This window comes from Pseudonocardia lacus (genome assembly GCF_018531445.1).
GTDB lineage: Bacteria > Actinomycetota > Actinomycetes > Mycobacteriales > Pseudonocardiaceae > Pseudonocardia > Pseudonocardia lacus.
Genome location: NZ_JAHDTH010000058.1, coordinates 22,040 through 37,435 on the forward strand (window position 1 = coordinate 22,040; position 15,396 = coordinate 37,435).

Genomic DNA, 15,396 nt, shown 5'->3' on the forward strand with positions numbered 1-15,396 from the left:
ATCGCGTCGCGGAGTTCGCGCGGTGAAGAGTCGCTGGTCCTCATGTCGTAGCCTTCGGCCTGCGGCCGCGGGTCGCCGCGGCAGGCTTCCACGCGCGCAGTGCGTCCAGGCTGAGTTCACGCTTGGTGCGCTGCTCGTCGAGGTAGGCCTGATACTCCTCGGCCGGGATCCCGTCCCACTCAGCGTCGTACTCGCCGTGCCACTGGTGCACCCACGGCAGCAGCTCGTCGAGCCCGGCCAGCAGCGGGGTCAGCCGGTCGGTGTCCCAGCCGGCCTGGCTCGCCCGGTCGTTGACCAGGTTGACCAGCGCCTGCGCCTGGTCCTTGTGGTCCCACCCGGCCCAGCCGAGCAGCAGCGTCGGGTCGGCATCGGGACTGGCGCCGGGGTAGGAGACGAACCGCTCCTTAGGCACGTCGAGCTTGCCGCGCTGGGCCCAGTAGCTGGGCTTGCGGAAGTCCGTGGGCTTGTACTTGGGCGGGACCGGGATCTGCAGGTTCTTCCCGGTCCGGTCCTCCTCACGCTGCAGCTCCCAGGTGCGCTCCCACTCGGCCCGCTTGACCAGCCCGGGGTCTTTGTAGCGCAGGGCCGCGAGGAAGGGGACGTGCTCGTCGGCGACCACCGACTCCAGGACCTTCGCCAGCGGAAGGTCGCGCTTGCCGAGGTGGTCGGTGGCGTAGAGCTGAGCGACCGAGACGACGTCGGCGTCCTCGCTGAGGCGGTCGGCGAGCTGGCTGACGGTCAGCGGGCGGGGCTGCCGCATCCCATCGCGAGGCGCGAACCAAAGGTCGGGTTGCTCGCAGCGGTCGAGCAGCCACGTCCTAAGGGCTTCGCCCTCCTTCTTCTCCCAGGTCGGGGCGGCCCAGCGGCGCTTGCACTCCGGGCGCTCAATCAGCGCGATGTCTCGGCGGTTCTCGATCAGGTCGATCCGGGCTTGGACGACTTTCTGGTACTCGGGCGACCAGTGGCTCGGGATCTCGGTGATCGGAGTGGAGCCGTGACGGTCGAACCAGGCGGTCTCGACCTCCCCTGCGGCCACCTTGCGGGCCAGCACGATCTCGAACGCCCGCTCCCCCAGTGCGAGGGGCTCGACCCAGCTGTCGGCCAGGAGGCCCTTGCTCTCGGTCTCGGTGATCAAGCCGTAGGAGCCGTAGACCTGCCAGTCCAGCTCCTCTTGCAATGCGATCATCCGGCGGCGGAGCTGCTCGTGCTCCGCGCGGGCGGCGGCGAGGTTGTCACGGGTGGGGGTGGCGCGGTCGCAGACGGCGTCCGGCTCATGGACGGCCAGGAGGCGAGCGAGGTGATCTAATTCGCGACCGAGATCGAACGGTAGATTGCAGGGAAGAGGAAAGCGGCCGACATTGGTCCCGTTGAACTGATAGAAGTCCTCCCAAGGAACAGTCGATTGCCGGGCACCCCGACTATCGACCGTACTACCCTTGCAGTGACACACTTCTTTGAGCCAGAAGCAGGCCGTCGACGAGTTGAGCAGCCCGAGCAGTGCCAGATGGTCGGGCTCACTCGCCGTCGCAGGCAGCTTAATAACCGGCGCGGTTTGCTTAAATATTTCCTCGCCGCGGACTAGTACAAAATGGTTATGAGTGGACACTTCGCCATACGCAATTGTAAATTGATGACCGCCCGGATCGACAGCCACCTGATGCCACTCGTACCAGGGGCGACCCTCTTGAATGTACGTTAATTTGCTGAAAGTTGCCCGATTGCCCATCGTAGTCCGACACGGCCACATCCAATGGAGCAGTCGATCGTGGCCCGCCAGGCTAGCCAACATCATTCCAGCATCGTAAGGAAAGAACGCGGATGTACTTCCGTCCGCCCGCCAGTTTCGGAGCTCATCACCCAAGAGCAACTTCCTTACGAGATGATCTGAACCCACACGGCGGGTCCAGGCTGAAGTCGGAGCCAGCATGACATCATCTGCGTTAGTCATCCCGAACACGCCAATTCGGTGCGTTCGTAGACCGAGAGGAGGATTTTCTCCCATGATCAGGTCGAAGACATCACTCGCGCCTCCACCACTCACACTCCATGGATGCGTGGCGTACTTGGTCCGCTGCGAGTCCTCAACGCTGACCCACTCCGACTCACTGCCCGGAAGACCGAGATGCCTAGTAATCGCCGTCCACACGAGCCCATTGGCCGGCTCGGCAGGCTCACTTGGCTCGCCCTGCACGCCGAGCACAGTACGAATCGGCTCGACCAGCCGTCCGATGTGGTTGCGTCCTATCAAGATCACTGTCGGCGTGCCGTGCGCAGGAATATAGGCTCCGGAAGTATCAATAATATGAGTAAGGTGCACATTTAGATTGAACCACTCGATGAGCTTCTTTCCGAACTCCCGCTTCATGAATGAGTTGGCAGTGATCTGTCCGACGAAGCCGGCCGTCCGGTCCGAGCCGCTTGTGCGGACGGCCAGCTGGAACAGGCGTTCAGCAAACGGCACCGACAGCGCGTATTTACCAGAGCAGGAGCCGTACCGGTCACGGTAAGCGTAGTTCTCCAGCCGGTCCTTCACCGTGATGTACGGCGGATTTCCCACTACCACCTGATAACTCGCCCGGCCGAGCAGGTCGCACGACCGGACGAAGTCATTCACGTCCTCCGTGGAGTAGATATGCGGCTCTTCCGGTTCATCCAGTTCCTGCTGAATTCCGGAGGCCCCGCGGCCGTGAATGAGCGAGTCACCCACCGCCACGTTGATCGGGAACTCTCGCGCCCGATCCAGCCGCAGCTCCCCCGCCTCGTTCAGCGCTGCCACCAGTAGCCGAAACCGGGCGACGGACGTGGCGAAAGGGTTCTTGTCGCAGCCATGCACCGACTCCATGGCCCGCCGGATCAGCGTCCAGTCGTCGGTGCCAGGCTCGGCGGCCCGCCACTTTGCGAGGATGCGGTGGAACAACCCCAGCAGGAAGTGGCCCGAGCCCGAAGCGGGATCGATGGTGCGCAGCCCGGCCAGCCCGAACTCCTCGACCGCCGGCTCCAGGGTGAGGTCGAGGATGAACTCCTCCACGAACTCCGGGGTCTGCAGCAGCGCGTAGGTCTTGCGGGCGGCCTCGGAGAGGTCCTGGTAGAGGTCGCCGAGGAAACGGGTGTCCCAGTCGGCGAACGAGTACCGGATGGCGCCGGTGTCGTCGCGGCGCCGCCAGAACGCGATCAACGCGGTGGCAGCCTCGAACGACGGGGTCAGCTCCCACAGCGGGTTGTGCCGGCGGTCGAACAGGCCGGCGGCGGTGGGGTGTGCCGCGGACAGGTGCTCGAACGCGGCGATCAGCCAGTCGCGGTCGTTGAGGGTCGGGTGCTCGGAGAAGAACTGCTCGTGCCGCTCCTCAGCGTCGGCCAGCCGGTCGTCGGGGCCGGCCAGGAACGGCCACTCGATCAAGCCGTTGTCCTCGCAGTAGCGGACAAACACAGTGCTCAGCACCCACGCCGCGGCCGCCTGGGTGATCCGGCCCTCGCGCCACTCGGTGAACCCGGCCGCGGTGCGCTCCGCGTCCCGAGCCGCGTCGTACTCGGTCTTGAGCCGCTCAGCGAACTCGGGAACGTCCTTCGCCCGGGCCAGCAGGTCCTTCTCCAGCACGGTCACCTGCGCCCGCAGGTCCTTGACCAGCTGCTGCCGAACGCCGGCGTCCACCACTGCCATGAACATCCATTCCGTGTGTCGTCACCCCGACCCGTCCGGGTCGGCACGCTCGCTCACCGTGGCCGCCCCGGCACCGGATCGTGCCATGTCACGGCGGGTGATCCTCGGCGCGTCCACGGCTCACGCCGCGTTGATCGCCCCGTTCCGCAGCCCGTCGAGGAAGTCCCCGTCCAGCACGAGGCGCTCGGAGCCGTCGACCACCTCGACGACGTGACCGTCCAGCTGCGGTGTCCCGGTCGCGGATGCCGCCGGGCACAACAGCCACAAGCCGTGCGGGGCCCTCGCCGGCTGCCGGGCCGCCGCTTGCAAAGCGACGAGCAGGTCGTGCCCGCCTGCCTCGGCATAGCGGGCCAGCAGCCCGGCGTCGTGCAGGAACAGCACGGTGCCGTCGGCGCCCTGCTCGGTGAGGTGCTCGCCCACCCGCGTCCAGCAGGTGCGGACGTAGGACGCGAGACCCGGTGGGATCCGGCCGGTCTCCCCGAAGCGGGCGTCGGTGGTGAGGACCTTGCCCCACTCCTGCCCGCGGTCGGCGACGAGCGCGCGGAACTCGGTGAGGAACAGGGCCGCGACGTCGACCGGACGCACCGGATAGGACCGGGCGAGCGCCGCTGCGGTGCCGGGCAAGTTGCGGCCACGCAGGGTCAGAGCCAGGAACCCGCCCCGCTCCACCGCGGTGGACAGGCGGGCGCGGACCACGTCGTGGCGGTCCTGGCCGATGACGAACGTGCGGCCCGCCGTCGTGCTGCTCGCCGTGAGGGAGCGCCGGGGCACCTCGCGGGCGGGCGGGCGGAACCGGCGGTCGGCGTGGTCGAACTCCAGCGGGAAGCCGGCGGTGCGCACCATCTCCTCCAGTTGGAGGTAGGTGAGCCCGGCCGGGATGCCGACCTCGGGGAACCGGGAACGCACCCGAATCAGCAGGTCCTCGACGGTGGCCCCGATCGCCCGGCGGACCCCGGCGGCGGCCTGCGACACGCGCAGCGCGGTGACGAGGTCGAGTCCGCGCGGGTACAGCTCGAAGCGCGGCGACACGAGCGCGCCGGTCGATGCCGCGGCGGCCAGGGCGACCAGCCGGGTGTCGGCCAGCGGGGCGAGGCCCTCCGGCGGCGGGATCAGCCGCAGCTCCCGGACCACCGCACCACGACCCGGGATGGGCTCGGCGACGGCGAGCTCGTCGGCCTTGCGACCAAGGGACTGGGCGAAGTCGGCGAGTTCGGCGGCGCTCGGGTCCTCGGTGCCGGGCAGCGATTCGAGGGCCACCAGCACCCGGTCGCGGCGGCGCAGCACCGCGAGCCGTGGGCCGCGCTCCAGCGCGTCGGGGTCCTCGGCGTGGTGGCCCGCCCAGCTCTCGGCCTCCACCGCCGCTCGGACGACCGCCGCCGCCTGGTCCGCCGTGCGGTCCGGCTGGTCGCCGCCCGCCCCGTGGCGGGCGCGCAACGCCGCGGCCAGCTCGTGCGACACCATCACCCGCCCGGCCGACCGGACGGCGTCCACCAGCTCGTCCCGCACCACGGCGAGCCAGCCCATCGCGGCCCAGTCCTTGGCCGCGGCCTGCTGGTTCCGCGACACCGTGGCCTGCGTGGTCTCCAGGCGCTTGGCCAGCTCGACCTGGGTCGCCCATGCGTCCGGTCGATCGTCGCCCGCGGTCAGGCCGAGCGTCGCGACGGCGACCTCGGCCTTCCGTGAGGCCCTGCGCGGCACGAGCAGCCGCGCCATCTCGTCGATGGTCAGCACGGCGTCGTCGCGGGCCAGTTCCGGCGCCGCGACGAGCAGGGCGCTCCACTGCTTGTGCCGGCGGTTGAGCTCCTTGCGGATGACCGCACCGGCCCCACGGGCCTTGGCGATCTCGTAGAGCCGCACGTCGAGCAGCTCGCCCACGGTGGTGGCGTCGAAGGACTGCGCCACCGACACCGCGCGCGGCGACAGCCCGGCCGCCTCCAGCGGCGTGTCGAGCGTGGCGGAGAGGGCGGCGGCGTCCCGGGTCTCCTCCAGCGACCGCGGGTCCAGCCCGACGGTCACCGGTGTCGTGGCTGGTGTTGTGGCGTCGGCGACGACGAACACCGAACGCCACGCCTCTTCCATCTGGCGCAGCGAGTCAAAGCGCTGGTCGACTTCGCGGTGGAAGGCGCGCTGGAAGAACGCGGTGAGCTCGTCGCGCAGCGCCGGCTCGAACAGCTCCGCAGGGATCGTCGGCGTCGCGTCGGTGGTCGTCCGCGGATCGGTCGTGCCGTCACCCCAGACGGGGCGTGACGTGGAGGCCATCTCGTGCAGCGTCACCGCGGCGGCGTAGCGCTCGGCGTGGTCGTCGAACGAGGGGCGGCGGGGCGTGCCCAGGAAGGGGTCGAGATATCCCCGGGTGCCGGCGGTGACGTCGCGCTCCGAGGCGGCGGCGAGGGAGAAGTCGAGCAGCATCAGCTGCTTGGAGCGGTCGGCCCGCTGGTAAACGACGAAGTTGTCGGGCTTCAGATCGCGGTGCCGCACCCCGTGCGCGGCGAGCTGGTCCAGCGCCCGGAACAGGTCGGCGCCGAACCGTTCGAGCTGGTGGTAGCTCAGCCGGCCCTCCGCGCGCAGCAGCGCGCCGAGCGTTCCGCCCTGCGGGTCCTCACCGCCACCGAACTGCAGGTCGATGACCGTGCGCCCGCCGAGCAGCCGGGGACCGTCCAGCTTCTGCACGATCGCGCCGCCGCCGACGAGGTCGAGGACCCGCCCCTCGGCCTGCAGCACGGCGGCCTTGTCCTCGTCCAGCGCGATCTTGAGGACGCGGGACTCCACGCCCACCTCACCATCGGGGAGGTCCACGTAGCGCTGCACGAGCACCGCACGGGCCGTGGCCCCGGTACCGAGTGCCCGGACCACCTCCCAGTCGCCGTCGAGCGTCTGGCCCACCGCCGCGGTCAGCGGATCCGCACCGGGCGAGGTCGTCTCCGGTACCGCGACGTCCTGCTCGGTCTGGTCGAGCCCGAGCAGGAAGGCCTCGGCCGAGTCCAACCGCTCCCCCGTGTCGGCGCGCGTCGCATGGAACACGAGCTGGTCGAGCACATCGACGACGGCGTCATCCACGCCGTACAGGTGCAGCCCGTGCTCGTTCGTCAAGCGCTCGATCAGCGCGCTGCGGGTCGCTGCGGGGGGCTCACCGGTGATGATCAGATATGCGACGGCACCCAGCCCGAACACGTCGAGGTCCACCGGGTCGGGGTAGGCGCTGTCGAACTCCGGCGCGAGGTAGAGGTCAGCCGTGTCGGCCACCAGGTCGCTGCCCAGCGAGCTGGCACCCAACGACGAGCTCATGGTCGTCTCGAAGTCCCGCGCGGCCGACTGCCAGTCGATCACCCGCAGCACCGGCGACGACCCGTCCTGCTTGGCCGACACGTAGACCGACCGGGCGGCGAGGGCGCGGTGGTAGAGCGAGCGGCTGTGCGCGTAGCGGACCGCCTCGGCCAACTGCCGAACCATGTCCAGGCGGGTCTCCGGGGTCAGCCTCTCCCCGTGCACCGCCAGGAAGGAGTCGAGCCGCAGGTCCGTCTTCTCGTGCCGGAACAGGATCGCCGGCCCGCCCTGGTGCTCCCGGATCTGGACGGCCTGCGCGATGCCGCGGTGGGTGATCCCCTGCAGGACCTGGTACTCGCGGCGCGCAGCACGCTCGACCGCCTGCCGACGCTCGTCGGTGGCCTGCTGCTCGGTGAGGTAGATGCGGACCCGACCCGACTCGCGGACCAAGTTGTGCCGCTCCGCCAGCCGGTCCTCCCACGTGGGTCCGGAGTCCAGCGGCGGCGACTTCAGCTTCCAGTCGTCGCCGAAGCGCAGGTGAGCGGTGGAGACGCGGATGCCGATCTCGTTGAGCAACCGGGGCAGCACCTGCCCGGCGAAGTGCGGGGTGATCCGGAAGTGCTCGCGCTGCGGGGGCCGGGAGAGCAGGTCCCGCCAGATCCACGGCAGCCCTTCGGCCGCCTCGTCGCGCCCGTAGACGCGTTGGCGCTGGACCTCGTCGAGCTCGGAACGCAAGCCCCTGTCGGAGAGGAACACCGCGGGCTCGACCCTGGGCAGCCGGTCGTTGATCCGGAGCCGGCGAGCGGCCCACTCCAACCTGCTCTTGAGGTCCTTGGACTTGCCGTCGGTGAGGTGCAACGGGTTGCGCAGCGTGCGGACCCGCCCCGAGGTGGGGTCGGTGAACGACCACGTGTCGCCGTGGTTGACCACCCGGCCGGGGTGCGCCTTGAGCTCCAGGAGGTACAGACCGCCAGGAACGGCGATCAGCAGGTCGCACTCGTTGATCCGGCCCGAGGACGCGGTGAAGGAGAACGTGGCCCAGGCCCGGTAGGGCTCAGCGTTGGGCATCAACCGCTTGACGTGGTCGAGCCCGTCCTGCTCCCACGGGTACTCCGAAGGCCGCTCCTGGAACCAGCGGCGCACCGGTGCGGACGCTGCACGGCCGGGAGGCTGCTGCTGCCTCGCCGCCATCAGCGCTGCCCCCGATCACGACCGGCTGAGTACCTCGTCGTCCCGTCCACCGTTCCCCTCCCGCGGTGTGCAGATCGACCGCCCACACTAGCCACGGAGCGCGCACAGCCAGGAGGCGCCGCCGTTCCGCATCCCGACCGTCCGCGCACACGGCAGTCAACGGCGGGACGGTGCGACACAGCCAGCAATGCCGGGTCCGACCCAGCCATAGTCGAGCGGGGGACCGACCGCACCGGCGCCTGCCAGGCGACCACGCACCATCGCGGCTGACCACGCCGCAACCACAGCTCGATCCAACAGCTCGTCCAGCCTGCGCGAAGAGCACACGAAGCGGCGGAGGGCCAGATGGCTGACGAACCAGCACGGCTGTGGACAGTCACCGAAGTGGCGACCTTCCTCGGCATCCCGCCGACCACGCTGTACCAGTGGCGCTACCGCGGCTACGGGCCCCGCGGTCGACGGGTGGGCCGCTACCTCCGCTACGACCCGCGCGACGTCCGCGCCTGGTTCGCCGCTCAGAACGACGGCGCCGCGTAGCACTGCGGCCTTCTGACTGGCCGCATCGTGGGCAGCATCGGGCGCCGCAAGCGCGCCGGCGGCTTCGTCTGGGACGCCCGCTGGCGCGACCCCGACGGCCGCCAGCGGAAGAAGGCCTTCGCCCGGCGAATCGACGCCGAGCGCTTCCTGACCACGATCTCCGCCGACGTCCTGCGCGGCGACTACGTCGACCCGAACGACCCCACGACCGTGCGCGAGTACGCCGAAGCGTGGCGCGAAGCACAGGTCCACCGACCGACGACCCGCGCCCATGTGGAGACCAACCTACGCCGCCACGTCTACCCGTACTTCGGCGACCGCCGGCTCTCCTCCGTCCGCCCCGGCGAGATCCAGGCCTGGATCAGCCGACTGACCCGCCAGCTCTCCCCGGCCACCGTCCAGGTCATCCACGGCATCCTCGCCGCCATCTACAAAGCGGCCATTCGCGATCGACTCGTCAACAGCTCACCCTGCCAGGGCACCAAGCTCCCTAAACGCCTCCCCGTAGAGGTCACGCCGCCGACCACGACAATCGTGCACGCCTTGACCGACGCCGTTCCGGAGCGCTACCGCGCGCTGATCGTCCTCGCCGCCGGAACCGGAATGCGCCAGGGCGAGTGCTTCGGCCTCGACACCGACCACATCGACCTCGACAACCACAGCCTCCGCGTCGAACAGCAGCTCGTCCTGCTCCCCTATCGGGATCCATTCCTCGGGCCGCCCAAGACACCCGCTTCGCACCGCACGATCCCGCTGCCAGACGTCGTCGTCGAAGCGATGGCCCGGCATCTTGAACGCTTCCCCGTCCAGCGCCCTGACCGCCTCATCTTCACCGACGACGACGGCAACGCCCTCCGACGGACGCGGTTCTCCCGCGAGGTCTGGCAGCCTGCCGTTGCCGCAGCAGGCGCTCGCCGGGCCACCGGCTTCCACGACCTGCGCCACTACTACGCCTCGCTGCTCATCCGGCACGGCGAATCGGTGAAGACCGTCCAGCGGCGTCTCGGCCACGCCACTGCGGCCGAAACCCTGGACACCTACGCGCACCTTTGGCCCGACTCGGACGAGCGCACCCGCGAAGCGATCGACGCGGTCCTGCGCGCACCACGCCACGAGCGCCCCTCGACCCAAGCAGCGCCGCCGAGCCGGCCAGGGTCGGCGCAAGACAGTCCGACTCGCTGATCGGTCCCGGGCCCGCACCTTGCCCGCGCCTGCATCACGGAGAGTGACTACAACCGAGCCAGCAGCCGTCCGTCCACTTCGGACGATCATCTTCACAGGCCGCTCTCATGTGCCATGAATGTGCCATGAGAACGATCACTGAGACTGTTTTCGCAGCTCAGGGGGTTGGCGCGGACGAGCTGGCCTGTAAGCCGGATCCTGTTCCCGGGGGCCTCGCGGCCCTCCGTTCGGCGACCATCCATCTAGGCCCACCGTCGCCGGTGGGCTCGTGCGACCTACCCGCAGGCTCGGACGGGCCGCCCTCGAACGCCTGCGCAGCCCCGGTGGGGGCCTTTTGGTCTTGCTCCGGGTGGGGTTTGCCGAGCCACCCCGGTCACCCGGGGTGCTGGTGGTCTCTTACACCACCGTTTCACCCTTACCCCGCGTCCCTGGGGACGTGGGGCGGTCTGTTCTCTGTGGCACTTTCCCGCGGGTCGCCCCGGGTTGCCGTTGACAACCACCCTGCCCTGCGGAGTCCGGACTTTCCTCGGCGGCGGGTCGCCCCGCCGACGCGGCCGCCCGGCCAGCTCGTCCGCCGTTCCACTCTAGTCACCCGGCCGGGACGGCGGGTCGTGTGGGGCACACGGCGCGGGCGGGGGCGGCCCGGCCGGGATAGCGTTCGCGGGGTGATCGACGCGTCGCCGGGTGCTCTGGTGTTCCTGCTGGTGGCGGGGCTGCTGGCGGGTGGGATCAACGGGGTGGCCGGTGGGGGGTCGCTGCTGGTGTTCCCGGCGCTGCTGGCGGTCGGGTTCAGCCCGCTGGCCGCGAACGTGACCAACTCGGTGGCGCAGTGGCCGGGCTACGTGGGCATCGTGGCGGGCACCCGGCAGGACCTGGTCGGGCAGCGGCGGCGGGTGCTGCACACGGTGCCGGTGGCGGTCGTGGGGTCGGCGGTGGGGTGCGTCCTGCTGCTGGTGCTGCCGGACGCGGTGTTCGACGCCGTGGTGCCCGGGCTGGTGCTGGCGGCCAGCGCGCTGACCGCGCTCGGGCCGCGGATCCGCCGGTGGATCGGGACGCCGGAGCCGGGGGCGCCCGACCGGCTGGTCGCGCTGCTGCCCGCCGTGTTCTTCGCCGGTATGTACGGCGGCTACTTCGGGGGTGCGCTGGGGGTCATCCTGATCGCCACCTTGCAGCTGTGCACGAACGACATCCTGCGCCGGCTCAACGCGCTCAAGGCGCTGCTGACGCTGCTGGTGGCCACCGTGACGGTGGTCATCTTCGCGCTGGGGGCGCCGGTGGACTGGCTGGCCGTCGCGCTGCTGGCCCCGACGACGCTGGTCGGCGGGTACCTGGGGGGCGCGCTCGCGCGGAAGCTGCCGGAGACCGTGCTGCGCTGGGCGGTGGTGGTGGTCGGCACCTGCGTCGGTGTCTACCTGCTGGTCAGCTGAGTGGCGCCGGTCGCCTCCGGCTGCCGTCGAGAACGAGGTTGTCGTGATCGTTCCGGCTTGTTGATCACGACGAGTTCGTTCTCGACGGGGTGGGTCAGCGGGTGAGGGCTTCGAGGGTGGGGACGAGGGAGGCGGGCTCGGGGAGGGCGGCGATCTCGGCGGCGACGTCCTCGGCGGCCTCGCGCAGCGCGGCGTCGCCGACCAGGCGGGTGAGGTCGTCGGCGCTGATCCGCCGGGCCGGCCTGGCCAGGCCGACGCCGCGCCGGGCCACCAGCTCGGCGTTGTGCCGGCGGTCGCCCGCGCCGGGCACCACGAGCTGCGGCACGCCGCAGGCCAGCGCCTGCACGAGGCTCCCGGCGCCGCCGTGGTGCACCAGCGCGTCGGCGTGCTCGAGGGCCCGGTCGAGCGGGACCCAGCCGGTCGCGCGCACGTTCGGGGGCAGCCGCCGGTCGTCGCGGCCGCGGACCAGCACGAACTCGGCGTCGACCCGCTCTGCCACGGCCACCACGGACGCGGTCGGGTCGCCCCCGGAGGGCCCGATGGTGGAGTGGCTGACCAGCACGCGGGGGCGGCTGCCCGGCCCGGCCAGCCACGGCGGCAGCTCCCCGGCCCCGGAGGACGGGACGGCGCGCATCCGCGGTCCCGGCCGCTCCCCCACCACGCTCGGCGGCCCGGTGCGGACGGTCAGCGCGGGCCGCAGCGCCTCCACCCCGTAGCGGTCGAGCACGCGGCGCAGCCGCGCGTCGGCGGCGGTGACCGCGAGCAGCTCGTCGCCGTCGACGAGGTTGCTCTCCTGCAGCACCGCCGGCACGCCCACGACGGCCGCCGCCAGCGCGCCCGAGGCGGCCAGCGACTCGAATAGCACCAGGTCGGGGCGCCATTGGCGGGCCAGCGCAACCGCCCCATCGGCCATCCGGGCGGCGACCGCGCCGAACAGGTGGCCGACCATCCGGGTGCCGGCCCGGCCGGTCATCTCCAGGGCGATCAGGCGGGGGTGCGCCAGCGCGATCGGCGCCGCGATGCGCCCCATCGGGACCGGACCGGTGAGGTCGCGCACCGGGATGCCGCCGGTGTCGACGGCCGCGGCGTCGCCGCCGGTCGCGATCAGGACCTCGTGCCCGGCTCCCCGCAAGGCGGCGGCCAGCGGCAGCAGCGGGGTGAGGTGCCCGACGAGGGGTGCGGCGACGGCGAGGACCTTCATGCCCACCGACCCTACCTCTACACCCGTAGAGGAACGGTCAGCCGTTGGGGTGGTGGCTGGTGTCGTTCACCAGCCGCACGCTCGCGCCGCCGTCGGGGTAGAAGGTGGCCTCGCTGAGCGAGGCCAGGTCGAGGTGCAGCCGGTAGAGGATGCCCGGGCCGCCGTCGAGCGCCGTGCGCAGCAGCAGCTTGATCGGGGTCACGTGGCTGACCAGGACGACCGTCGCCCCCGGGAACTCCTCGACCACCGCCCGCCGCTCGGCGTCGACGCGGCGACCGACGTCGGCGAAGCTCTCCCCGCCCGGCGCGGCCACCTCCTCCGAGCCCAGCCAGCGCGAGTGCAGCTCCGGGTTGCGGGCGCGGGCCTCGGCGAAGGTCAGGCCCTCCCAGCCGCCGAAGTCGGTCTCGATCAGCCGCTCCCGCACGTGCAGCGGGGCGCCGGTCGCCTCGGCGACGGCGGCCGCGGTCTGCCGGGCCCGGCGCAGCGGCGAGGTCAGCACCGCGACCACGTCCGGCACGCCAGCGAGCCGGGCCGCGGCGGCCGCGGCCTGCTCGTGGCCCAGCTCGGTGAGCTCGGGGTCGCCGTGGCCGGAGTACCGCCGCTCGACGGACAGCGCCGTCTGCCCGTGGCGCAGCAGCAGCAACCGGGTCGGGACGCCCTTCTGCCCCGTCCAGGACGCCGTCGCCTGGGCGGTGCCCGTGGCCGAGCCGCGCAGCTCGGTCATCGGTCCGACACCCGCTCGACGACCGGTCGCGCGTGCATCCGAGCCTCCATCACACGATCACCTCCACCCCGTCGTCCTCACAGACCGGACTCCGCCGACCGGATGAGGATGGTTCCGCACTCCTCGCAGTACACGACCTCATCGGGGGGTGCGGTTCGAAGATCGGCGAGCGCGGTGCGGTCGAGTTCCAGGCGGCAGGCCTGGCAGCGCCGCGCCACCAGCTTCGCCGCGCCGACGCCGCGCCGCTCGCGGCGCTTCTCGTAGGCGGTCAGCAGCTCGGCCGGCACGTCGGCGACGAGCTTCTCGCGGTCGCGCGTGCGGCCGGCCTCGGCGGCGTCGATGTCCTGCAGGGCCGCGTCGCGGCGCCCGGTGACCTCGGTCAGCCGCTGCTCGGCCGCGGCGACCTCGCCGCGGACGTGGTCGACGTCGATGCCGATCGCCTCGCGCTGCTCCATGACCTCCAGCTGCTCGTCCTCCAGCACCCCCTGGCGGCGGGCCAGGGTCTCCAGCTCGTGCTGCAGGTCGGCGGCCTGCTTGGCGCCGATGCCGGCGCCGGACAGCATCTTGTTGTCGCGCTCGGTGCGGGCCCGCACGCCCTCGACGTCGCGCTCGATGCGGCGGATGTCGCGGTCGAGGTCGCCGGCCGCCGTCTCCACCTCGACGAGCTTGTCGCGGCCGGACCGCAGCGCGGCCTCGGCCTCGGTGAGCTCGGCGTGCTCGGGCAGCGTGCGCCTTCGGTGGGCCAGCCGGTTGAGCTCGGCGTCGACCTCGGCGAGGTCGAGCAGCCTGCGCTGGACGGCGGGTTCGGCTTTCACTGCGGAGTTCCTCCTTGTTGCGAGCCGGTCCCCAGGCTCCACGGATCCGTCCGCCGGTGCGAGACGCGGACCTCGACGCTACCGCCCAGGCCCCGGCGCAGGACGTCCGCGGCCTGGGCGCACCACGGCCACTCCGACGCCCAGTGCGCCACGTCGACCAGCGCCGGGGTCGCCCGCCCGGCCAGCGAGCCCGCGAGCAGGTGCTCCGCGGCCGGGTGGTGGCGCAGATCGGCCGTCACGTAGGCGTCGACGCCCGCGCGGACGGCGTCGGCGAGGGCCGAGTCGCCCGCGCCGCCGCACACCGCGACGCGCTCGATCGGCCGGTCGGGGTCGCCCGCGGCGCGCACGCCCCACGCGGTGGCCGGCAGGGCCGCGGCGACCCGCTCGGTGAAGGCCGAGAGCGGCTCGGCGGCCGGTAGCGTCCCGATCCGGCCGAGCCCGCGCGCCGACGGGATGTCGGCCAGCTCCAGCAGGTCGAACGCCGGTTCCTCGTAGGGGTGCGTGGCCCGCAGCGCGGCCACGACGGCGGCCCGCCGGTGGCGCGGCAGCACCATCTCCAGCTTCGTCTCGGCCACCCTCTCCAGCCGGCCGACCTCGCCGATCGTCGGGTTGGCCCCGGTCAGCGGCTTGAACTGGCCGGTGCCCGCGGTGGCGAACGAGCAGTGGCTGTAGTCGCCGATCCGGCCGGCCCCCGCGTCGGACAGGGCGTCGTGCACGGCGGTGATGGCCGGCCCGACCGGGATGAACGTGATGATCTTGTCGAGCGGCTCGGTCGGCGCGGCGACCAACGGCGCCTCGACCCGCAGCCCGATCGCCTCGGCCAGCGCGTCGGAGACGCCGGGGTCGGCGGAGTCGGCGTTGGTGTGCGCGGTGAACAGCGCCGTGCCGGCGCGGATGAGCCGGTGCAGCAGGGCGCCCTTCGGGGTGTCGGCGCCGACGCCGTGCACGCCGCGCAGCAGCAGCGGGTGGTGGGTGACCAGCAACTGGGCCTCGCCGACGGCCTCGTCGACGGCCTCGTCGACGGTGTCGACGACCGGGTCTACCGCGACGAGGATGCGCGAGACCGGCTCGTCCGGGTCGCCGCAGACCAGCCCCACGGCGTCCCAGTCGGCGGCCAGCGCCGGCGGGTAGGCGGCCTCGAGCGCGGCGATCGCGTCGCCCACGGTCGCGCTCACCGCGGACCCCCGGCGGCCGTCCCGGAGGTCAGGAAAGCCACGTTCCTGACCCCACACGTCCTGATCGTGGCTTTCCTGACCCGGGGGCTCACGCCGCCCTACCTTCCAGAGACGTCCCCCGTCGTCGGAGAGGATGGGGTGATGCAGGTGGAGCGAGGATGGTTTTCATGCTGGCTGCCCTCGATGGCTCAGGTGGCTTGGCCCCTCGCTCCACCGTCTTGT

The 15,396-nt window shown here is 71.6% G+C and carries 9 protein-coding genes and 1 other RNA gene; 3 read left to right on the forward strand and 7 right to left on the reverse strand.

The features are described from left to right. Positions 1–40: 40 nt before the first annotated feature. Complete coding sequence (gene pglX / locus KIK08_RS14855) at positions 41–3,658, reverse strand: BREX-2 system adenine-specific DNA-methyltransferase PglX (protein WP_214403726.1); 3,618 nt, start codon at positions 3,656–3,658, stop codon at positions 41–43. A 120-nt stretch (positions 3,659–3,778) separates the two neighbouring features. After that, positions 3,779–8,065: a BREX system serine/threonine kinase PglW gene (pglW, locus tag KIK08_RS14860; RefSeq protein WP_308257641.1), complete on the reverse strand. Its 4,287-nt coding sequence runs from the start codon at positions 8,063–8,065 to the stop codon at positions 3,779–3,781. Between the two features lie 393 nt (positions 8,066–8,458). On the opposite strand from pglW, the gene KIK08_RS14865 reads away from it, so the two are divergent. Next, positions 8,459–8,650: a helix-turn-helix transcriptional regulator gene (locus KIK08_RS14865; RefSeq protein ID WP_214403728.1), complete on the forward strand. Its 192-nt coding sequence runs from the start codon at positions 8,459–8,461 to the stop codon at positions 8,648–8,650. A 27-nt stretch (positions 8,651–8,677) separates the two neighbouring features. Next, a complete protein-coding gene (locus KIK08_RS14870) occupies positions 8,678–9,832 on the forward strand; it encodes a tyrosine-type recombinase/integrase (protein ID WP_214403729.1) in 1,155 nt (384 codons plus the stop codon). 171 nt (positions 9,833–10,003) lie between these two features. Here the strand turns inward: KIK08_RS14870 and rnpB are convergent. Continuing rightward, positions 10,004–10,402, reverse strand: an RNA gene (gene rnpB / locus KIK08_RS14875) — RNase P RNA component class A. Positions 10,403–10,497: 95 nt separating this feature from the next. On the opposite strand from rnpB, the gene KIK08_RS14880 reads away from it, so the two are divergent. Beyond that, a complete protein-coding gene (locus KIK08_RS14880) occupies positions 10,498–11,259 on the forward strand; it encodes a sulfite exporter TauE/SafE family protein (RefSeq protein WP_214403730.1) in 762 nt (253 codons plus the stop codon). A 94-nt stretch (positions 11,260–11,353) separates the two neighbouring features. Here KIK08_RS14880 and KIK08_RS14885 read toward each other — a convergent pair whose 3' ends face one another. The 4 genes from KIK08_RS14885 to KIK08_RS14900 form a co-directional block, all read right to left on the reverse strand. Continuing rightward, positions 11,354–12,460, reverse strand: coding sequence for a glycosyltransferase (locus KIK08_RS14885; RefSeq protein WP_214403731.1), 1,107 nt, complete (start codon positions 12,458–12,460; stop codon positions 11,354–11,356). Between the two features lie 37 nt (positions 12,461–12,497). Continuing rightward, positions 12,498–13,184 carry a histidine phosphatase family protein gene (locus KIK08_RS14890; protein WP_214403732.1) on the reverse strand — a complete coding sequence of 229 codons (687 nt, stop codon included), beginning with the start codon at positions 13,182–13,184 and terminating at the stop codon, positions 12,498–12,500. 77 nt (positions 13,185–13,261) lie between these two features. Further along, the gene (locus KIK08_RS14895; RefSeq protein WP_214403733.1) at positions 13,262–13,999 is read right to left on the reverse strand and encodes a zinc ribbon domain-containing protein; all 738 of its coding nucleotides are present in this window, start codon (positions 13,997–13,999) and stop codon (positions 13,262–13,264) included. Further along, positions 13,996–15,174: a Nif3-like dinuclear metal center hexameric protein gene (locus KIK08_RS14900; protein WP_214403734.1), complete on the reverse strand. Its 1,179-nt coding sequence runs from the start codon at positions 15,172–15,174 to the stop codon at positions 13,996–13,998. Before KIK08_RS14900 ends, KIK08_RS14895 begins: the two co-directional genes overlap by 4 nt. Positions 15,175–15,396: the final 222 nt, after the last annotated feature.